Source organism: Lentzea sp. NBC_00516 (assembly GCF_036346835.1).
Taxonomy (GTDB): Bacteria; Actinomycetota; Actinomycetes; order Mycobacteriales; family Pseudonocardiaceae; genus Lentzea; species Lentzea sokolovensis.
Window position 1 is genome coordinate 4,925,874 of record NZ_CP107840.1, and the last position, 19,801, is coordinate 4,945,674.

The 19,801-nt window shown below is 68.3% G+C and carries 20 protein-coding genes; 10 read left to right on the forward strand and 10 right to left on the reverse strand.

Features of this window, described 5'->3' with window-relative positions; translation table 11 throughout:
• Positions 1–68 precede the first annotated feature (68 nt).
• Complete coding sequence (locus OG205_RS21405; RefSeq protein ID WP_330278000.1) at positions 69–1,172, forward strand: YihY/virulence factor BrkB family protein; 1,104 nt, start codon at positions 69–71, stop codon at positions 1,170–1,172.
• 75 nt (positions 1,173–1,247) lie between these two features.
• Here the strand turns inward: OG205_RS21405 and OG205_RS21410 are convergent, their stop codons facing one another.
• Entirely contained in the window at positions 1,248–1,499 is a 252-nt protein-coding gene (locus OG205_RS21410) for a DUF3039 domain-containing protein (protein ID WP_330278001.1), read from the reverse strand.
• Between the two features lie 31 nt (positions 1,500–1,530).
• Here OG205_RS21410 and OG205_RS21415 point away from each other — a divergent pair, with 31 nt between their 5' ends.
• Positions 1,531–2,421, forward strand: coding sequence for a pseudouridine-5'-phosphate glycosidase (locus OG205_RS21415; RefSeq protein WP_319978237.1), 891 nt, complete (start codon positions 1,531–1,533; stop codon positions 2,419–2,421).
• The gene (locus tag OG205_RS21420) at positions 2,418–3,296 is read left to right on the forward strand and encodes a carbohydrate kinase family protein (RefSeq protein ID WP_330278002.1); all 879 of its coding nucleotides are present in this window, start codon (positions 2,418–2,420) and stop codon (positions 3,294–3,296) included. Before OG205_RS21415 ends, OG205_RS21420 begins: the two co-directional genes overlap by 4 nt.
• A gap of 286 nt (positions 3,297–3,582) precedes the next feature.
• Here the strand turns inward: OG205_RS21420 and OG205_RS21425 are convergent, their stop codons facing one another.
• Positions 3,583–3,897, reverse strand: a complete 315-nt coding sequence (locus tag OG205_RS21425; RefSeq protein ID WP_330278003.1) for a DUF3099 domain-containing protein — start codon at positions 3,895–3,897, stop codon at positions 3,583–3,585.
• 77 nt (positions 3,898–3,974) lie between these two features.
• Here OG205_RS21425 and OG205_RS21430 point away from each other — a divergent pair, with 77 nt between their 5' ends.
• From OG205_RS21430 to OG205_RS21455, 6 genes are all read left to right on the forward strand, one after another.
• The gene (locus OG205_RS21430) at positions 3,975–5,459 is read left to right on the forward strand and encodes a PucR family transcriptional regulator (protein ID WP_330278004.1); all 1,485 of its coding nucleotides are present in this window, start codon (positions 3,975–3,977) and stop codon (positions 5,457–5,459) included.
• A gap of 28 nt (positions 5,460–5,487) precedes the next feature.
• Entirely contained in the window at positions 5,488–6,957 is a 1,470-nt protein-coding gene (locus tag OG205_RS21435) for a class I SAM-dependent methyltransferase (RefSeq protein WP_330278005.1), read from the forward strand.
• Complete coding sequence (gene dtd / locus OG205_RS21440; protein WP_330278006.1) at positions 6,954–7,379, forward strand: D-aminoacyl-tRNA deacylase; 426 nt, start codon at positions 6,954–6,956, stop codon at positions 7,377–7,379. Before OG205_RS21435 ends, dtd begins: the two co-directional genes overlap by 4 nt.
• 250 nt (positions 7,380–7,629) lie before the next feature.
• Complete coding sequence (locus OG205_RS21445) at positions 7,630–8,619, forward strand: sigma-70 family RNA polymerase sigma factor (RefSeq protein ID WP_330278007.1); 990 nt, start codon at positions 7,630–7,632, stop codon at positions 8,617–8,619.
• A gap of 282 nt (positions 8,620–8,901) precedes the next feature.
• Positions 8,902–10,566, forward strand: a complete 1,665-nt coding sequence (locus tag OG205_RS21450; protein WP_442916795.1) for a fumarate hydratase — start codon at positions 8,902–8,904, stop codon at positions 10,564–10,566.
• Between the two features lie 75 nt (positions 10,567–10,641).
• Positions 10,642–11,004 carry a glyoxalase gene (locus OG205_RS21455; RefSeq protein WP_330278009.1) on the forward strand — a complete coding sequence of 121 codons (363 nt, stop codon included), beginning with the start codon at positions 10,642–10,644 and terminating at the stop codon, positions 11,002–11,004.
• 184 nt (positions 11,005–11,188) lie between these two features.
• On the opposite strand, the gene OG205_RS21460 is transcribed toward OG205_RS21455, so the two are convergent.
• From OG205_RS21460 to OG205_RS21495, 8 genes are all read right to left on the reverse strand, one after another.
• Positions 11,189–11,725 carry a hypothetical protein gene (locus tag OG205_RS21460; RefSeq protein ID WP_330278010.1) on the reverse strand — a complete coding sequence of 179 codons (537 nt, stop codon included), beginning with the start codon at positions 11,723–11,725 and terminating at the stop codon, positions 11,189–11,191.
• A 136-nt stretch (positions 11,726–11,861) separates the two neighbouring features.
• Entirely contained in the window at positions 11,862–12,152 is a 291-nt protein-coding gene (locus tag OG205_RS21465) for a hypothetical protein (RefSeq protein WP_330278011.1), read from the reverse strand.
• Between the two features lie 233 nt (positions 12,153–12,385).
• Positions 12,386–13,516, reverse strand: coding sequence for a hypothetical protein (locus tag OG205_RS21470; protein ID WP_330278012.1), 1,131 nt, complete (start codon positions 13,514–13,516; stop codon positions 12,386–12,388).
• Positions 13,510–14,769 (reverse strand): glucarate dehydratase family protein, encoded by a 1,260-nt coding sequence (locus OG205_RS21475; RefSeq protein ID WP_330278013.1) that lies wholly within the window; start codon positions 14,767–14,769, stop codon positions 13,510–13,512. The genes OG205_RS21470 and OG205_RS21475 overlap by 7 nt, the downstream gene beginning before the upstream one ends.
• A 13-nt stretch (positions 14,770–14,782) precedes the next feature.
• The gene (locus OG205_RS21480; protein WP_330278014.1) at positions 14,783–15,685 is read right to left on the reverse strand and encodes a 5-dehydro-4-deoxyglucarate dehydratase; all 903 of its coding nucleotides are present in this window, start codon (positions 15,683–15,685) and stop codon (positions 14,783–14,785) included.
• 8 nt (positions 15,686–15,693) lie between these two features.
• Positions 15,694–16,572 carry a carbohydrate ABC transporter permease gene (locus tag OG205_RS21485; protein WP_330278015.1) on the reverse strand — a complete coding sequence of 293 codons (879 nt, stop codon included), beginning with the start codon at positions 16,570–16,572 and terminating at the stop codon, positions 15,694–15,696.
• Entirely contained in the window at positions 16,569–17,390 is an 822-nt protein-coding gene (locus OG205_RS21490) for a carbohydrate ABC transporter permease (protein WP_330278016.1), read from the reverse strand. Before OG205_RS21490 ends, OG205_RS21485 begins: the two co-directional genes overlap by 4 nt.
• 161 nt (positions 17,391–17,551) lie before the next feature.
• Positions 17,552–18,871, reverse strand: a complete 1,320-nt coding sequence (locus OG205_RS21495; protein WP_330278017.1) for a sugar ABC transporter substrate-binding protein — start codon at positions 18,869–18,871, stop codon at positions 17,552–17,554.
• Positions 18,872–18,997: 126 nt separating this feature from the next.
• Between OG205_RS21495 and OG205_RS21500 the strand changes: the two genes are divergently transcribed.
• Positions 18,998–19,786, forward strand: a complete 789-nt coding sequence (locus OG205_RS21500; protein ID WP_319978253.1) for an IclR family transcriptional regulator — start codon at positions 18,998–19,000, stop codon at positions 19,784–19,786.
• The last annotated feature ends 15 nt before the right edge of the window (positions 19,787–19,801 follow it).

Consider the following 19,801-nt stretch of genomic DNA (forward strand, 5'->3'; position numbering starts at 1 on the left):
GATGGCCGAGGGCATCGCGACTCTACCTGTTCCGAGCGTCGATGCCGCGAAACGTGGCGGTATGCACCATGCTTGTCACTGCGATGGGTTCGCCTTCCGACAACGACGCACGCAGGTCCGGCCGCAAGGGGCCGCTGCGTCTACTCGCGCGCACGCTGTCGAAGGCGTGGCAGGGCAACATCTTCTCAGAAGCCGCCGAGGCCGCGTTCTGGCAGACGCTGTCGTTCCCTCCACTGCTGCTCGGCGTGCTGGGCTCGATGGGCTGGATCGGCACCTGGTTCGGCCCCGAGATCGTGCTCTCCGTCCAGGAGAAGATCATCGGATTCACCCGGACGATCTTCAGCGGGGACGTCGTCAACGACGTGATCCAGCCGACCGTCGCGGAGATCCTCTCGACCGGCAAGGGCGAGATCGTCTCCATCGGCTTCCTGATCTCGCTGTGGGCGGGGTCGTCGGCCATGTCGTCGTTCGTCGACGCGATCACGGTCGCCCACGGCCAGTACGGCGTGCGCAACGAGCTGTGGCAGCGGATCTTCGCCCTGCTGCTCTACATGGTGTCCCTGGTGGCACTGGTGATCGGCCTGCCGGTGCTGGCGCTCGGCCCGGACGTCCTGCCGCAGTTCTTCCCCACGTCCTGGCAGCCCTACATCGCGACGTGGGTCGGCCGGTTCTACTACCCCGGCGTGGCGCTGCTGCTGGTGCTGTCGCTGTCGCTGCTCTACAAGGTCGCACTACCGCGAAGGCTGCCGTACCACCGCGTGCTGCCCGGCGCGATCCTCGCGATGGCGGTGTTCATCCTGTCGTCCATCGGGCTGCGCCTGTACATCCAGTGGATCACCACCACCGGCTACACCTACGGCGCGCTGGCGACACCGATCGCGTTCCTGCTGTTCGTGTTCTTCATCGGCCTGGCCATCACGATCGGCGCGTACTTCAACAGCGCCGTCCAGGACATGTGGCCGGCCCGCATGACCCGCCGCCAGCGCCGCCGCTGGCGCAGGCTCGAGATGGAACGCGCGGCGTCCCGCATCCGCGAGGAGACCGCACAGCCCGCACCGGAAACGAACGACACGGTCTACTCGGCGCCCTCGCCCGCCGACACCCAGCTGACGACGCCGCTCAAGATCCAGGAGCAGCGCCAGCACTCCGAAGAAGAGAAACAGCGGGGCTGAAAGTCACGAGAACAGCAACGCCCGGCGTCTCGAGTGACTCGAGACGCCGGGCGGGTGAAGTTCTGGAGGCGAGGCTCAGTCGCCGTCTCCGCCGGGAGGCAGGTTCTCGTAGATGTTCTTGCAGTCCGGGCATACGGGCGAACCGGGCTTCGGCGACCGCGTGACCGGGAAGACCTCGCCGCACAACGCGACCACGTGCGTGCCCATCACGGCGCTCTCGGCGATCTTCGCCTTGCGCACGTAGTGGAACATCTTCGGCGTGTCGTCCGAAGACTGGTCGGTCTCGTCCGGCCGTACGTCGACCTCAGGAAGAGTCTGGGTGCTCACGCGCCCAGGGTACCTGGGATGATGTCCCCTCGTGACCACGCTGCACATCGCCGATGAAGTTGCCGCCGCACTGGCCGAGAACCGGCCCGTCGTCGCTCTTGAGAGCACCATCCTGTCCCACGGCCTGCCCGCGCCGCGCAATCTGACCGTCGCCGCACGCCTGGAGAAGGTCGTGCGGGAGGCAGGTGCCGTTCCCGCGACGATCGCCGTGCTCGACGGCGTACCGCACGTCGGCCTCACCTCCGCCGAGCTCGACCGCGTCTGCAACCAGGGCGACCTCGTGAAGCTCTCGTTGCGCGACCTGGGCCCCGCCTACGCCCTGGGCCGCAGCGGCGCGACGACCGTGGCCTCGACCACGGCCCTGGCCCACCAGGCGGGCATCCGCGTCTTCGCGACCGGCGGCCTCGGCGGCGTGCACCGCGGCGCTCGCGAGACGTGGGACGTGTCGGCCGACCTCGACGTGGTGGCGACGACGCCGGTGCTGATCGTCTGCTCGGGCGTGAAGTCGATCCTGGACATGGGCGCGACCCTGGAGGTCCTCGAGACCCGTTCGGTGCCGGTCGTCGGCTACCGGACGTCCCGCTTCCCCGCCTTCTACCGCCGCGAGTCGGAGTTCGACGTCCCGTGGCGCGTCGAGACCGCCGCCGAGGCCGCCGCCGTGTTCGCGGCCGGTGGCCGCGGCATGCTGCTGGCCAACCCGATCCCCGCCGCGTTCGAGATGGACACCGCCCTGCACGACCGCCTGCTCGCCGAGGGCCTGCAGAAGCTCGTCGACGGGGACGTGCGCGGCAAGGACGTCACGCCCGTCCTGCTGGAGCACTTCCACACCGCGAGCGAGGGCGTCAGCCTCGACGCCAACGAGGAACTCGTCGTCAACAACGCCTCGGTCGCCGCCGCTGTCGCCGTCGAGCTGTTCCGATGAGGCCGATCGTGGTCGTCGGTGACGCGGGCCTCGACGTAGTCGCCCGCCACTCCGGCCCCATCGCCCACGGCGGCGACGTGCGCGCGAAAGTCACCATCGAGCCAGGCGGCGCCGGCGCCAACACGGCCGTGTGGCTGGCCGCGTGCGGCGCCTCACCGGTCCTGGTGGCCCGAGTGGGCGCCGACTCGGCCGGACGCCAGGTCCACGCCGAACTCACCCACGCCGGCGTCCAGTGCGCCTTCGCGGTGGACCAGGACCTGGCGACCTGCTGCGTCGTCGTCCTGGTCGACGAGAACGGCCAGCGCTCGATGCTGCCCGACCGAGGCGCGAACGCCCGCTTCTCCCCCGCCGACCTCGACCCCGGCCTGCTCACCGGCACCAACGGCCACCTGCACCTGTCCGGCTACGTGCTGCTCGACGCCACCTCGCGCCCGGCAGGCCTGGCCGTGCTCGAAGCCGCCCGCACCGCAGGCTGGACGACGTCCGTGGACCCCCAGGCTGCCGTCCTGATCCACTCGGCCGAGGCGTTCCTCGAAGACGTGCGCGGCGTCGACTTCCTGCTCCCCAACGCCGACGAACTCCTCGCCCTCACCGGCTCCTCCGAACCGGCCGCGGCGAAGTCCCTGCTGTCCCACGTCGGTGCCGTCGTGGTCACCTCAGGTCCGGACGGAGCGGCGTGGGTCGACGCCGACGAGCTGGTCTCGGTCCCCGCTGAAGTCACCGAGTGCGTCGACTCGACCGGCGCCGGGGACGCCTTCGACGCGGGTTTCCTCGCGGCCTGGCTGTCCGGTGCGTCGAAGCGCGACGCGCTCCTCGGTGGTGTCCGGGCAGGCTCTCGCGCCGTCAGCGTCGTAGGCGCCCAACCACCCCGCTAAGCCCTTGGGACCAGCCGATATATCAGCTCTCGGGTTGATATATCGGCGACCTCAACGCGCCCGCCAACCTCGCCTCCGAGGCCATCAGCCCAGTTCGCCGCGCGCCCTCCTCGGCCAGCCGGATGCAAAAAACGTTTGCGGACGTCCACAAAAGACTCATTGCAAAGGCGGGGCGACGCGGGTGCGGCCCTAGCAATGACTCGTTTGCGGACGAAGTCCAAAGAGTCATTGCAAAGGAGTGGACGGCGTTGGGCGACTGCCTGGTCGTGCGGAATTCGGCGGCGGGTCAGCCGTCGATGACGGTGGTGCTCTTCTGGGTGATGGCGCGGCGCTCGACCTCGTAGCGGTTGGCCTTCTCGGTCTTGCGCGGCGGCCTGTCGTTCGCGATCAGCACGGCCATCCACGGCAACGGCACGGACAGCACGATGAAGAACAGGGCGAGCCACCAGGTCTGAGCGAACAGCGCCGCGAGGATGAGGCACGGGAAGCGCAGACTCATCATGATCGCGTACTTGCGGCGCCGTGCGGCGTGCTGTTCCTCGTAGGACGGGGCCGCCTCGGTGATCAACACCGGGGTGTCGTTCCGGTCGGGACTGCTCACGACACCACCTCCACGTGTCTCATGGTCCCACGTCCGAGTGACCGCCGGGACACCCGGTCGGCGGTTAACATCCGCGGGTGGTCGCCCTTGATCGCCTCGTGGACGTGCTCGGCAGTCTGGGCACGCATCTGGCCTGCGCGCCGAGGGGTCGTGACGCCGAACTGCGCGGGGTGGCTCTGCACGATCCGGCGGAGAACACGCCGGCCACGGCGGGCGATGTGCTCCTGGGGCTGGGCACACCATCGGTGGCCGCGGCGGCGCGTCTGGTGTCCTCCACCGCGGCCTCCGCCGTGGTGTTGCACGGGAAGCCGCCGCTCGACGAGCGGGTGATCGCCGCCGCCAAGAAGTCCGGTGCGGCGGTGTTGCTCGTGGATCCGTCGGTGCCGTGGGGGCAGCTCGCGAACGTCACGCAGACGCTGGTCAACGGCGGTACGCGGACCGGTGACCTGTTCGGTCTGGCGGACGTCATCGCGGGTGTCGTGGGCGGGCCGGTGACGATCGAGGACCAGCAGTCACGGGTGCTCGCGTACTCCTACCGGCAGGAGGACGTCGACCCGGTTCGGGTGCAGACCATCCTCGGGCGGCGTGTTCCGGAGGAGGCGCGGCGGGCGCTGGACGAGTTCGGTGTGTTCACGCACCTCGCGTCGTCGGACGAGCCGATCTTCGTGCCCAAGCTGACCCCGCAGCTGGGCAACCGGCTCGTCGCCGCGGTGCGAGCGGGTCGTGAGCTTCTCGGGTCGGTCTGGGTCGAGGTCACGGGACCGGTCGACGCCGCCCGGAGTGCTGCGCTGGTCGACGGGGCGCGCACGGCGGCGTTGCACCTGCTGCGGTCGCGGGCGTCTACCGACCTCGAACGCCAGGCCGAGGCCGACCTGGTGATCCGGCTGCTCGAACATCCGGAGTCCGCCGACGTCGTGCGCCTCGGCCTGCCGTCCGCCGAACTGCGGGTGATCGCGGTCCAGGCCCACGCGGGCGAGGGCGAGCACGGGGCGGCGGTGCTCGCGTTCCAGCGGGCCACCGCGGGCTTCGGCTGGTCGCGGCCGGGGCGCAGCGCGCTGTTCGGCAACGTCCTCTACACCGTCATCCCGGCCGCGGACGACGCCGCCGGGTGGGTGCGTTCGCTGGTGCGCGAGCTGCCCGCCGAGGCGACGGTGCTGGCCGGCATCGGAGGTCCGGCCGAGGCGACGCAGCTGCCGACGTCACGGCAGGAGGCGGATGAATGCCTCGCGCTCTCCACCGGTACACCCGTTGTGTACGACGACGCGTGGGCGAAGGTCCTGCTGCACCGGCTGGCCGCCGTCGCCGAGGCCGGACGGCTGCCGACCCGCGGGCCGATATCCAATATATTGCGCTACGACGCCGAGTACGGGACGCAGTACGCGACGACGTTGAGGGCGTGGCTCGCGGCTCAGGGCGACGTGCGGGCGGCGGCGAAGGAGCTCAACGTGCACCCGAACACGTTGCGGTACCGCATGCAGAAGATGTCCGAGGTGACGCCGCTCCCCCTCGACGATCCCGACCAGCGGCTCGCGATGGCCATCGCCCTCCAGATCACGCGATGACTCGAGCGGCGTGAAAGCATCTCCACCCGTGCACCCCGATCTTTCTGTTGACCTCTGCGCCCGTTTGCGCGGGGCGTTCGAGACCGCCGGCTACACCGCGGACGGCGTCGTGGAGGCGCTCGGCGCCCAGGCCCACTCCGCGCTCGGCCGAGGTGAGCCCGAACCCGCCCGCCGCGCGAGCAAGGACGCCGGGACGCTCGGCACGCTGATCCGCCTCTTCCTCCTGGGCGACCACGAACCGGAGCAGGACGTCCGCAAGGCGCTCGACGGTGTCGGCATCGACGACCTCGTCGCCAACGAGGTCCTGGCCCCCGCCCTCGACGCCGCGAGTCTGAAGGCCGGCCTGGACGTGCGGCCCTACGAGGACAACTGGTGGGTCATCGCCGACCTCGACTCGGACCTGCGCGGCAGCGCCGTCCCCGAGGACCACGTTCTCGGCGTCGGGCACGCGTCCATCAGCCTCGCTCGCGCGACCAAGCGCACGCCGGTCGGCACGCTGCTCGACCTCGGCACCGGCTGCGGTGTCCAGGCGCTGCACGCCGGCACGCACGCCGAGCGCATCACCGCGACCGACCTGTCCGAGCGCGCGCTGAGGCTCGCGCAGGGCACGTTCCGCATCAACGGGCTCGACGTGGAGACGCTGCAGGGCGAGTGGTTCGGCCCGGTCCGCAACCGGCGGTTCGACCAGGTCGTCTGCAACCCGCCGTTCGTCGTCGGCCCGCCGCGCGTGGACTTCGTCTACCGCGACTCCGGCCTGGGCGGCGACGACGCGTCGGCGCTGGTCATCCGGCAGTTGCCCGCGTTCCTCAACGAGGGCGGCGTCGGCCAGCTGCTCGCGTCGTGGGTGCACCGCAGGGGTGAGGACTGGGAGGAGCGCGTCTCCGGCTGGTTGCCTCGCGGCGGCATCGACGCGTGGTTCGTGCAGCGCGACATCGCCGAGCCCGCCCTGTACGTCGGCACGTGGCTCAAGGACGCGGGCGTCGACCCGCGCAGCCCCGAGGGACGGCAGAAGGCCGCGGCGTGGCTGGACTGGTTCGAGGAGAACGACGTCCAGGGCGTCGGCTTCGGGTACGTGACGCTGCGGCGCACCGACGAGATGCACTCCCAGGTCATCTGCGAAGACCTGCGCCACGCCTACGACGACCCGCTGGGCCCGGAGGCGGCGCGCTGGCTCGACAACGTCGCGTGGCTGCGCGCGAACCCGGACCTGCTGAGCCGGCGGTTCCGGGTCGCCGACACCGTCCTGCTCGAAGAGGTGTCCGAACCGGGCGACGAGGGCTGGCGCAAGGTCGTCGCGCGCCTGCACCGCACCGACGGGCCCGGCTGGCAGCACGAGGTCGACGAGGCGACCGCCAAGCTCGTCGCCGGTTGCAACGGCTCTCTGCCGTTGGAGGACCTGCTCTCGCTACTCGAGTTCGCTTACGGAGAAATCGACGCGGAAGCGGCCTTGCCGATCGTTCGTGATCTCATCCGTCACGGAATGTTGATTCCCGCGTGAAAGCAGTTGTGGCGCGCGTCACAGAAGCGAGTGTCGAAGTCGAAGGGGACATCGTCGGCGCGATCGACGAGCCCGGATTGCTGGTGTTGCTCGGCGTCCATCACGACGACACGGCCGAGCACGCTCGCAAAATGGCGCAGAAGCTGCACGGTCTGCGCATCCTCGACGACGAGCAGTCGTGTGAGTCGACCGGTGCTCCGCTGCTGGTCGTCAGCCAGTTCACGCTCTACGGGGACACTCGCAAGGGCCGCCGTCCGTCCTGGACGGCGGCCGCCCGGCCCGAGCACGCGGAACCCTTGGTGAACGCCGTCGTGCAGGAACTACGCCAAAAGGGCGCGCGCGTCGAAACGGGACGATTCAGAGCCGAGATGAAGGTACGGAGCGTGAACGACGGTCCGTTCACGGTGATCGTCGACCTCTGACCAAACGGTTCTCAGGCAATCCTCAGATTAGACGCGCAACCGCTGTGACAGCGATGACGTCTTCAGGTCATGGAAGTCGGGAACGAATTCGGAATCGTCTTCGTTACCCAGGTATAAGCCAGCTAGCGATGGGATCCCGAGCGGGCCCGCCGCAACCGGCAACCAGGGCGCAGCGCCGCGCCGCCTTGACCGCCACGCGCGACTGTCCTGACCGACAGCAGCGTCGCCCGCACCAGGGGGAGGGAGATCCATGACCGTCACGAGGATCTCCGACCGTGAAGTCGGAGAGAACACGCCCACCGTCGTCGAGCACGAACTCGACGCGCAGGGACCAGCAGCCGACCTCGTTCGAGTCTACCTGAACGGAATCGGCAAGACCGCGCTCCTCACCGCCGATGAGGAGGTGGAGCTCGCCAAGCGCATCGAGGCAGGTGTGTTCGCGCAGCACGTCCTCGAGACGGCCAAGCGCCTCACGCCCACCCGCCGCGACGAGATGGGGGCCCTCGTCCGCGACGGCCGCCGCGCCAAGGACCACCTGCTCAAGGCGAACCTGCGCCTCGTCGTGTCGCTGGCCAAGCGCTACACGGGCCGTGGCATGCCGCTGCTGGACCTGATCCAGGAAGGCAACCTGGGCCTGATCCGCGCGGTCGAGAAGTTCGACTACACCAAGGGCTTCAAGTTCTCCACGTACGCGACGTGGTGGATCCGCCAGGCGATCACCCGCGGCATGGCTGATCAGGGCCGCACCATCCGTCTCCCCGTCCACCTCGTCGAGCAGGTGAACAAGCTCGCGCGGATCAAGCGCGACCTGCACCAGACGCTCGGCCGCGAGGCGACGCACGAGGAGCTCGCGCAGGAGTCCGGCCTCAAGGTCGACAAGATCGCCGACCTGCTCGACCACGCGCGTGACCCGGTATCGCTGGACATGCCGGTCGGCACGGAGGAGGACGCTCCCCTCGGTGACTTCATCGAGGACTCGGACGCGACCGACGCCGAGAGCGCCGTCATCTCCGGGCTGCTGCAGGACGATCTGCGCCGCGTCCTCTCGACGCTGGAGCCACGCGAGCAGGCCGTGATCCGGCTGCGCTACGGCCTCGAGGATGGCCAGCCGCGCACGCTCGACCAGATCGGCAAGCGCTTCGGCCTGTCGCGCGAGCGGGTGCGTCAGATCGAGCGCGAGGTCATGTCCAAGCTCCGTCAGGGCGAACGCGCCGCGAAGCTGCGGGCCTACGCCTCGTAGCCGGAATCGTCCCTGGTGGCGTTACGGTCGGGTCTCACCCGCCGAGCAGTATTGACTTGTGACTCAACTCACGGCACGGTCGGGCGTTACCAGAGCCACGCGACGCCCGTCGTGAGTCGGGTTAGCACGCGAAGGAAGGTCGGGACGGCCGGGGGCCGCCTCGGCCTTCCGCGTTTGCGGGACCCTTGCGAAAACGGTTGCGAAGAACACGGTGGACGGGGACCAGTACGTCCCTTTGATGGCGGTACGGTTTTCTGATCCGAACTGCACACCGTTGGAGTTGTGTACCCCGTGCCCACCACATTCGAGTACACCGACGTCCTCCCCCTCGCGAAGGACACCGAGACCGAGTACCGCCTCGTCACCTCCGACGGGGTCAAGCTCATCGAGGCCGGTGACCGCAAGTTCCTCCAGATCGCGCCCGAGACGCTGACGCTGCTCGCGAAGGAAGCGATCCGGGACATCCAGCACCTGCTGCGCCCGTCGCACCTCGCCCAGCTCCGCAAGATCATCGACGACCCCGAGGCCTCCGGCAACGACCGCTTCGTCGCCATGGACCTGCTGCGCAACGCCGCCATCTCGTCCGGTGGCGTGCTGCCGATGTGCCAGGACACCGGCACGGCGATCATCATGGGCAAGCGCTCCGAGACCGTCCTGACCGGCGGCGACGACGAGCAGGCGCTGGCCCGCGGCGTCTACGAGGCCTACCAGGAGCTCAACCTGCGCTACTCGCAGATGGCCCCGGTGACGTTCTGGGACGAGAAGAACACCGGCACGAACCTGCCCGCGCAGATCGAGGTGTTCCACAAGCCCGGCCAGGAGCCCGTCTACGAGTTCCTGTTCATGGCCAAGGGCGGCGGTAGCGCGAACAAGACGTTCCTCTACCAGGAGACGAAGGCGGTGCTGAACCCGAAGCGCCTCGCGTCGTTCCTGGACGAGAAGCTCCGTTCGCTCGGCACCGCGGCGTGCCCGCCGTACCACCTCGCGGTCGTCGTCGGTGGCCTGTCCGCCGAGCAGAACCTGAAGGTCGCGAAGCTCGCCTCCGCCCGCTACCTCGACAACCTGCCGTCCGAGGGCTCGGCGCTGGGCCACGCGTTCCGCGACACGGACCTCGAAGAGCAGGTCCTGGAACTGACCCGCAACTTCGGCATCGGCGCCCAGTTCGGCGGCAAGTACTTCTGCCACGACGTGCGCGTCATCCGGCTCCCCCGCCACGGCGCGTCCCTCCCGGTCGGCATCGCGGTGTCGTGCTCGGCGGACCGCCAGGCCAAGGCCCGCATCACGGCCGAGGGCGTGTTCCTGGAGCAGATGGAAAGCGACCCGGCGAGGTTCCTGCCCGAGATCGAGGGCGAGGACCTGTCCGACGAGGTCGTCCACATCGACCTCACCCGCCCGATGTCGGAGATCCGCGACATCCTCACCAAGCTGCCGGTGAAGACCCGCGTCTCGCTGACCGGTCCGCTGGTCGTGGCTCGCGACATCGCGCACGCCAAGATCAAGGAACGCCTCGACGCCGGCGAGGAGATGCCGCAGTACCTCAAGGACCACCCGGTCTACTACGCCGGCCCGGCCAAGACGCCCGAGGGCTACGCCTCCGGTTCGTTCGGCCCGACCACCGCCGGCCGCATGGACTCCTACGTCGAGCAGTTCCAGGCCGCGGGCGGCTCGCTGGTGATGCTCGCCAAGGGCAACCGCTCCCAGCAGGTGACGAACGCCTGCTCGTCTCACGGCGGCTTCTACCTGGGCTCGATCGGTGGCCCGGCGGCGCGGCTGGCGCAGGACTGCATCCGCAAGGTCGAGGTGCTCGAGTACCCCGAACTGGGCATGGAGGCGGTCTGGAAGATCGAGGTCGAGGACTTCCCCGCGTTCGTCGTGGTCGACGACAAGGGCAACGACTTCTTCGCGGAGACGTCGACCCCGACCCTGCAGATCAGTTTCCGCCGCTAGGTTCCCTCAGCCACCCCGAAGCCCCCGATCAAACAGTACGGTTGTCCCGTATTCGTTGCGATCGGGGGTTTCGCGTTGATCCACCACGTGCAGGTCACCTGTCCGGCAGGAGCCGAAGACGAGCAGCGCGCGTTCTACACGGGCGTGCTGGGCTGGACCGAACTGCCCAAACCGCCGCTGCTCGCCGCGCGAGGCGGCTGCTGGTTCGCGGTACCCGGCGGCGGCGAGATCCACGTGAGCGTCGAGGACGACTTCCGCCCCGCCCGCAAGGCACACCCGGCGTTCGTGGTCGACGTGAACGCGGTGGCCGAATCCGTGGCGGCAGCGGGCCACCCGGTCGTCTGGGCCGATCCCGCGGAGATCCCCGGCCGTCTCCGCTTCCACACCTTCGACGCCGTCGGCAACCGCGTGGAGTTCCTCGCCCACGCCGGAAACTGATATATCGGCTCGCTCCACGCCGGTCACTTCCCGGCCTTTGCAACGAGTCATTTGCGGACGAAGTCCAAAGAGTCATTGCTAAGCACCAGGTGAGCGGGTTGGCCCGGCGCTGGGTGACGCACGCGAGGGCGTGCGGTGCGCCACCCAGCTCCGGACGACCGCGAACTGCGGGGGTGCCGGACGCTCAGCCGGTCTCTTCGCGGGCTTCGAGGACCAGGCGGCGGTTGCCCAGCGGCGCGTCCAGGCGGACGGTCAGCGGCACCTCACGGATCTCCTGGGTGCACACGGTGCCGGGGGGCTGCTTGGTGATCGTGACCAGCGTGATCTGGACGACGTCGGCCGACTGGCCGGTGATCTCGGCGCGGGCCTCCTTGCAGCCGCCGCCGGCGCCGAAGACCTCGACGTCACGGCCGTCGCCGAAGACGTAGGCCTCGTCGCGGTAGGTGTCTGACAACGATGTCGTGTCGACCTTGTCCTTCGCCACGGGCGTGACGCCGGGCGGTACGACGGGCTTCTGCTCCGAGATCGAGACCGGAGGCTGGACGGGAGCGGTGGGGTTCCCGCTCGACGAGCCCGTGCCGGGGGTGCCGCTCGAACCGGGCGCGTTCGTGCCCGTGGGCGCCCCGCCCGACGAGCTGGAGCCGGGTGCGCCGGACTGCGTGCCGGACGAGCAACCGACGAGCACGACGGCGAGAGCAACGGCTGCGACGGCGTTTCTCATGCGCACCATCCTCGCAAACCGGGACGGGAAGTCCCTGTCAAATGTCCTGCGACCTGTCCGGTCGAACTTTCACCGAGAAGAAAAGAGGTACCCGGCCGGCGGGGCAGATGCCGGCCGGGCACCGTGGGAGGAAGGTCTACTTCTGTTCCTGCCGCGACGTCAGCACGACCGTGCGCTCACCAAGGGGCTCGGAGAGCTGCACCGTCAGCGGAGGGAAGCGGATGTCCATGGTGCACATCTGCTTGGTCAGCGGCAGCGTCTCGAGCAGCTCGATCTTCACCGTGGAAGCGTTCTGCTCCAGCACGGACGCGCTCGCCTTGCCGCATCCGCCCTCCTGGGCGACGACTCCGACGGTCTTCCCGTCGCCCTGTGTCCAGACGGTGCGCGGATAGTCCGGCGTCAGACCGTTGGCATCGAGCTTCGTCACGGGTTTACCGTCCGGCGGCACTTCTCCGGGTGCGATGTTCGGGGGCAGCTCCGAGGGTGAGGTGGCGGTCGGCAACTCCTGACCGCCACCTGCCCCGGTGCCCGCGTTCTGCGCGCTGCCACAGGCCGAGATGACGAGCAGCAGGACGCCAGTGCCAACTACGGTTCCTATGTGCCTCATGTTCAAAGGACGGAACCGCACTCACAGCGGGTTGCAGTGACTTACCTTCACAGTTAGCGGCTGACGGCCGCTACAGCCTCTCGCAAAGCTTCCAACCGTGCCGCGGACGCAAGACCTCCGTGGTAGAGGTGGAACTCCTCCACGCCGGCGTCCAGGTAGGCGAGCCACTCCTTCGACAACGCCGCGCCGTCGGCCGGCTTGGGCGGCAGCCCCAGCACGTACGCGGCGATCCGCGTGTCCGGGGCGGCGGAACGAAGAGCCTCGATGCCGGGAACCGCGATCTCCGGGCCAGGCCAGCACATCGTCGTCAGGACGTCGACATCGGCGCCGACTCCCCCGGCCACGGTCGCGAACGGCCCAGTGCCCCAAGGATCCGCCGTCACGTGCATGCCGACCCGGATCGAAGGCGCCGCGGCACGAATCTCGCCGACCAGCTTCTGCCGCAACGACCGCACCACGCCGGTGCGCACGGCCTGAACGTCCTCCGCGAGCGCACCCAACGCTTCCTCAACGCTGGGTGCACCGCGATCAACCCCGGTCCGGACCGCTTCACGCAGGGCATCCGGGTCGGCGTACAGGGCGGTGCAGGCAGAGCAGAAGCACAGCGACAACAGCTTCTGCTGCACCGCGTTCCAGTCCGTGCCGTCGGTCTTCTCGTGGTGCCCGCCGTGGAAGAACCCCAGCGGCCCGCAGGCCTCCAGGATGATCCCGTCCGGCGCGCCGAGCTCCAGCACCTCGGACACCAGCACCGACGCGTACTCGACGACGTCGGGCTGCGCGGTGCACAACGCGTACGGGTAGCGATCCCCGAACGCGTTCACCACGGTCACATCGGGGTGCAGGTCGCCCAGCCGCGAGTTGTGCGTCAGCACGGTCCACGCGTACACCGGCAGTCCGGCGGCTCGAACCAACGCCGCCGCGGCACCGAACGAGTCCGAACCGTCCACCCAGGACGGTTCGGCGGGCACCAACCGGCCGTACTTCTCCGAACGCACCGGCAAGTAGAACGCCGCGTGCCGCGCGTCGACCATCCGATGCGAAGGGTGCAGCGGCGTCGCGGCCCGCACGGTGTGGTACGACGCGGCAACGGCGATCGCGTCGACTCCGAGTTCCTGGTACCGCGTGACGGCTTCAGGGTCTCCGATCAGGTCCCACGGATAGGCGTGGACAACCGACTTCACCACCGGGGACGTTTCCTCTCGTAGCTCGGGTCGAACTTCTGCATGTAGCCCGTGTCGTCACGAGCCGTGATGCCGCAACGAACGTAGTTCTCGGCCATGCGCGCCAACGCGTCCCGATCCAGCGTCACACCGAGACCTGGCGTGACGGGCACCGGCACAGCGCCATCCACAAAGGACAGCACACCCGGCTCCACGACCTCGTCGGCCGCGTTCCACGGGTAGTGCGTGTCGCACGCGTAGTTCAGGTTCGGCGTCGCCGCCGCCAGGTGCGTCATCGCGGCCAGCGAGATGCCGAGGTGCGAGTTCGAGTGCATCGACAGGCCGATGCCGAACGTCTGGCAGATCATCCCCAGCTGACGCGACCGCTGCAGGCCGCCCCAGTAGTGGTGATCGGACAGGAGCACCTGCACGGCGTCCTGCTCCACCGACGGCTTGAGGTGCTCGAAGGCGACCACGCACATGTTGGTGGCCAACGGCATCGGCGCCTTCGCGGCCACCTCCGCCATCCCGGAGATCTCCGGAGTCGGGTCCTCCAGGTACTCCAGCACGCCGTCGAGTTCCTCGGCGACCTTCAGCGACGTCGCCGTCGACCAGGCCGCGTTCGGGTCCAGCCGCAACGGGTGCTCCGGGAAGGCCTCACGCAGGGCGCGGATCGCCTCGATCTCCTGCTCCGGAGGGAAGACACCGCCCTTGAGCTTGATCGACCCGAACCCGTACCGCGAGATCATCTTGGTCGCCTGCGCCACGATGCCGGCGGGGTCGATCGCCTCGCCCCACTCGTCCGGCTCGGCACCGGGATGCCCGTCCCACTTGTAGAACAGGTACGCCGAGTACGGGACGGCGGAACGCACCGCGCCACCCAGCAGGTCGTGCACCGGACGGCCCAGCGCCCTGCCCTGGATGTCCAGGCAGGCGACCTCGAACGGCGAATACACGCGGTCGACGGTGCTCTCCGCCGTGATCTTCCCGGTCAGGCCGTGCTTGTCCTGCCCGGCCTTGCCGCCGAGAACGGCGGAGACCCGCGCGTGCATCTCGTTCAACGCGAACACGTCGAGGCCGATCAGAGAGTCCACAACGGACCTCGAGCGCTCCAGGTGCCCAAGGTCGCCGTAGGTCTCCCCCAGCCCCGAAATGCCCTCGTCGGTGTGCACCTCGACGATGGTGCGCAGCGCCCACGGCTCGTGGACGCCGGCCGAGTTCAGCAGCGGCGGGTCCCGGAACGCGATCGGTGTCAGAACAATCTCGGTGATCTTCATTCCGAACGCCCTCTCAGCTCAGCAGAGCCTTGCCCGCAGCGATGATCTTGTCGAGAGCGGCCAGGTGCTCGTCCAGCGGGTCGATCAGCGGCGGACGCACGCCGCCCACCTCGAGCCCGTTCGCACGCACCGCGGCCTTCACCAGGGCGACCGCGTAGCCGGGAACCTTGTCCCGCAGCTCGACCAGGGGCTTGTAGAACTCGTAGAGGAAGCGGTTCACCAGCACGGTGTCGCCGGACTGCACGGCGTTGTAGAAGCCGATCGAGATCTCCGGCGCGAAGCAGAACACCGCCGACGAGTACAGCTCGACGCCGATGCCCCGGTACGCGAGCTGGGTCATCTCCGCGGTCGGCAGGCCGTTGAAGAACTGGAACGGCTTGTCAACGTTGGCACGGACCGACAGCACGATCCGCTGCATCTGGTCGAGATCGCCGATGCCGTCCTTGAAGCCCACGACGTTCGGGATCTGCGCGACCTCGACGGCGGTCTCCGGCGTGAACCGCGCGTTGTTGCGCTGGTACACGATGATCGGCAGCTCGGTGACGCCGGCGACCTCGGCCACGTACCGCACGAGTCCGGCGGCCGGGTTGGTCACCAGGTACGGCGGCAACAGCAGGATTCCGTTGGCACCGGCACGTTCCGCCGCCTGCACGAACTGCTTGGTCGCCACGACCGAGCCGCCCGCGCCGGCGAACACCGGCACCTTGCCCGCGGTCGCCTCGACCGCGACCGCCACCACGCGCTCGAACTCCTCCAGCCCCAGGGCGTGGAACTCGCCGGTGCCGCAGGCGGCGAACACCGCGCCCGGCCCGGCGGAGACACCGTGCTTGACGTGCTCGGCGAGCACGTCGTACGCGATGTTCCCCTCGCTGTCGAACGGGGTCACCGGAAAGAACAGCACACCATCGAGTTGCATAACCAGACTCATCCCTTGATCGCTCCGGTGGTGATCCCACGCAGGAAGGACTTCTGCAGCGACAGGTACACGACCAGGCTCGGTACCAGCGCCAGCAACGCTCCGGCCAGCACGATGCCCGTTCCGACCTGGTCGTCGGATCGAAGCGCGAGAAGTGCGACCGTGAGCGTGTAATCGGAGGGGTCAGCGGCGACGATCAGGGGGAGCAGGTACTGCTCCCAAATCATGTTGAAGCCGAACACGGCGATGACGCCGAGGGCGGGTTTGCACAGCGGGAGGATGATCTGCGCGAAGAGACGCAGCTCCCCGGCACCGTCCACTTTGGCCGCCTCCTCCAGTTCGTTGGGGATCTCCTTCATGAACTCCGTCATGACGAAGATGGAGAAACCCCAAGCCCCCAACGGGAGGATGACGCCGAGCAGGGTGCCCTTGAGACTCACGTGCACCAGCGGTAGGTCTCCGATCACCAGCGACAGCGGGATCGCGATGACCTCCTCCGGCAACATCATCGTGGCGAGAATGACCAAGAGTGCGATGGCCTGACCGCGGAACTTCTTGCGCGCCAACGCGTAGGCGGCGAACACACTCACCGACAGCTGCAGCAGCAGCGCACCACCGGCGATGATCAACGAGTTCATCAGGTAGTGCCAGATCTTGTTCTCCGCCGCGACCTGGAAGTTGATCAGCGACGGGTTGGCCGGGATCACCGACAGCTTCGTCGGGTCCGGGTTGTGGTCGAACGCGCCGGAGAAGATGACCAGCAGAGGGCCGCAGAAAAGGATTACAGCGAGGGCACTGAAAAGGAAGCGGACGGCCTTGCTGCCCCACGCGTCCGGCTTGGTGGACCAGCCGATGGCGCTGTCGAAGCGGCTCGAGTTGACGCTCATCGCGCCTCCTTCCTCCGGCGGTACCACTGCACGCTGACCGTCAAAATCAAGGTAACCAGGAACAAGAGCACAGAACCAGCCGATGCGAGTCCGGCTTCGGACTGTTCGAACGCCGTGGTGTAGACGCGGGTCATCCAGACGTCGGTCGACCCCGCGGGGCCGCCTCCGGTGAGCACGTACACCTCGGTGAAGACGCGCAGGCCGCGGATCGCCGCCAGCGTCAGGAGGATGGTGATGACGGGCCGCAACGCGGGGAGCGTGACGTTCCAGATCCGTTGCGGCGTCGAGGCTCCGTCGATCGCGGCGGCCTCGTACTGCTGGCGGTCGATGCCGGCGAGCCCGGCGAGGATCAGCACCATGTCGTACGGGGCGTGCTTCCAGATGCCCACGAACATGACCGACACCAGCGAGGTGTCCGTGCTGTGGATGTACTCCCAGGGCCCGAGGCCGACCCACGAGATGAGCTCGTTGAGGAAGCCTTCCGGCGCCGGGTAGAAGAACAGCCGCCAGATCTCACCGATGACCGCGGTGGCCGCCACGACGGGCAGGAACACCGCGGACCGCACGAACCACAGCGACTTGGTGTGGCCTTCGAGCAGCAACGCGAGGAAGAAGCCGATCAGCATCGCGCCAACGGTCTGACCGCCGGCCAGCACGAGGGTGTGCCAGCTGGCGGTCAGGAACTTCTCGTCCTGCAGGATCGTCGCGTAGTTCTTGAAGCCGACGAAGATGTCGCCGAGGAACGGCCGGACCTCGAACAACGAGAGCCGGATGCCCTCGCCCATCGGGATGAACTTGAAGACCAGGAAGATCAGCACGGCGGGGAAGAGAAAGAGCCACGGGACCCAGACATTTCCTCCTGGGGTGGCTCCCGTGAGGCGACGCCGGCGGCGTCGCCTCACGGGGTGGGTTTCGACGGCACCGCCGCCACTAGCCGTCGAGCCCACGTCTCGGGTGTCGCCGAGTGACTGAACTGCCGTCACTTCGACGCCTTCTGGTTCTCGAGCTCCTTCTTCAGTGCTTCCGCGAGCGTCTTCAGCTCGGCTGAGGAGTCAGCGGGGCACTTCGCGAAGATGGAGTTCAGGGTCTCCGAGGTCTTCTGCCGGAACGGCGCGAAGTTCGGAACGCTGGGGAACGGCCGCGCCTCGCTGGAGTACACGCCCGCCACGGTCGCCCACCGCGGGTCCTTGTACGTCGCGTTGACGTCGACGGTCTTGTTGACGGGCAGGCGCACGACCGGCTGCGGGTCGCCCTTCATGCCGGCCTGCTGCGCCTCTGGCGTGATCAGGTACTCGGCGAGCTTCTTCTGGTCGGCGGTCTTCGCGGAGCCGGCCATCTGGTAGATGTTCTCGCCCTCACCGAGCACCGTGGCGCCTGCCGGGCCCTTCGGGGAGGCGATGACCTCGTACTTGTCCTTGCCGACCGACTTGTCGAAGCGGCCGATCATGTACGGGCCGGTGAGGTAGATGCCGCTCTTGCCCGACTCGAACAGCGGGTGCGCGTCGTTCGTGCCCAGGGTCAGCGAGCCGGGCTGCATGACCTTGTCCTCGCAGAAGAGCTTGCGCAGCCGTTCGACGGCCTTGGTCGACTCCGGCGAGTCGATGCCGACGCGGAACTTGCCGTCGCCCTCGTCCTCGAGGATGTCGCCGCCGCCCTGCCAGATGTAGCTGGCCGCCCACCACGCGAGGTAGCCGCGGTCGGTCGTGCCCGGCACGAGCATGCCGTAGGTGTCGTTCTGCCCGTTGCCGTCGGGGTCGTTGAAGGTGAAGGCCTTCGCGAGGTCGTCGAGCTCCTCCCACGTCGTGGGGACCGGCTTGCCGAGCTTCTCGCGCCAGTCCTTGCGGATCAGCGTGACCATCGCCTGGGTGGAGTAGGGGATGGCGTAGAACTTGCCGTCCGCGCCCTTCCCGTTGTTCCACGCGCGGTCGACGATGTCGCCGCTGCCCGCGATGTCGTCGCGGTTCACCTCGGTGGTCCAGCCCTGCTTGACGAAGTTGCCGAGCGAGCCGGTGTCGGTGACGACGACGTCGGGGAGGTCCTTCGACGCGGCGCGCTGCTGCACCTGCTTGTCGAAGTCGTTGAAGATCGGCTTGTAGTCGACCTGCACACCGGTCTTCTCGGTGAACGACTTGAAGATCTTCTCGTAGACCTTCGCGGTCGCCTCGGTCGAGCGGGTCCACACTTCGAGAGGCTTGTTCGGGTCCTTGGACGACGTCGCCGTGGTGCCACCGCTGCCACATCCTGCGAGCAACGCTGCCACGCCAAGCGTGGCGATCGTGGTGGCTGTTCTACGGCGCATCGTCGGAGCCCTTCGTGTTCATGTATGTGAACGTGGGTCGTACTTGTGAACCTGAGTCAGGACTGTAAGAATCAGCACAGCAACGTGTCAAGGGAAAGTTTCTTCCCTGTTTCGAGGAGGCTTCAGGTGGCGTCGCCGATCGGCAAGGGCACAGCTCGTCCCGGTGCGGTGAAGTCCGCCGACCGCACGGTGGAGTTGCTTGAGGTGCTGTCCGCGTCGGACCGCAGGCTCACGCTCACGGAGCTGCACCGCGAACTCAGCTATCCCAAGTCCAGCCTCTACATGTTGTTGCAGACGCTGGTGGCGCGCGGCTGGGTCGAGGTCGACGCGGACCGCGGCACCTACGGCATCGGTGTGCGCGCACTGCTCGTCGGTACGTCCTATTTGGACCACGACCCCGTTGTGCGCGCGGCGATCCGCGTGATGGAGCAGGTCCGTCAGGACATCAACGAGACCGTCCACCTTGCCCGTTTGGACGGCGCGGACGTCGTCTACCTGGCGAGCCGCGAGTCCGAGCACCACCTGCGGGTCGTCTCGCGCGTCGGCCGCCGGCTGCCCGCGCACTCGACGTCGCTGGGCAAGGCGGTGCTCTCGACGCGCACGCCGGAGGAGGTCGACCTGATCCTTCCGGCCGAGCTGGCACCACTGACGCCGAACACCGTGATCGATCGGGCGGCGCTGCACGAGCAGCTCGCCGGGTTCCGGAACGTCGGCTACGCGCACGAACGCGAGGAGAACACGCCCGGGCTGGGCTGTTTCGCGGTGGCGTTGCCTTACCGAAATCCCGTTCTGGACGCTATGAGTTGTTCGGTTCCACTGGGCAGACTGGACCCCGAGCACGAGCGGCAGGTCATCTCCGCTCTGCTCGACGCCGCCCGGCAGATCACCGAACTCCTCCGCCAGTTCGGTCGCTGAGCTTTGCCGACACAC

Coding starts and splice junctions, on each gene's coding strand:
- OG205_RS21485 (WP_330278015.1), bottom strand. CDS start 16,572: ATGAGCGTCAACTCGAGCCGCTTCGACAGCGCCATCGGCTGGTCCACC.
- OG205_RS21420 (WP_330278002.1), top strand. CDS start 2,418: ATGAGGCCGATCGTGGTCGTCGGTGACGCGGGCCTCGACGTAGTCGCC.
- OG205_RS21445 (WP_330278007.1), top strand. CDS start 7,630: ATGACCGTCACGAGGATCTCCGACCGTGAAGTCGGAGAGAACACGCCC.
- OG205_RS21460 (WP_330278010.1), bottom strand. CDS start 11,725: ATGAGAAACGCCGTCGCAGCCGTTGCTCTCGCCGTCGTGCTCGTCGGT.
- OG205_RS21405 (WP_330278000.1), top strand. CDS start 69: ATGCTTGTCACTGCGATGGGTTCGCCTTCCGACAACGACGCACGCAGG.
- OG205_RS21475 (WP_330278013.1), bottom strand. CDS start 14,769: ATGAAGATCACCGAGATTGTTCTGACACCGATCGCGTTCCGGGACCCG.
- OG205_RS21495 (WP_330278017.1), bottom strand. CDS start 18,871: ATGCGCCGTAGAACAGCCACCACGATCGCCACGCTTGGCGTGGCAGCG.
- OG205_RS21480 (WP_330278014.1), bottom strand. CDS start 15,685: ATGCAACTCGATGGTGTGCTGTTCTTTCCGGTGACCCCGTTCGACAGC.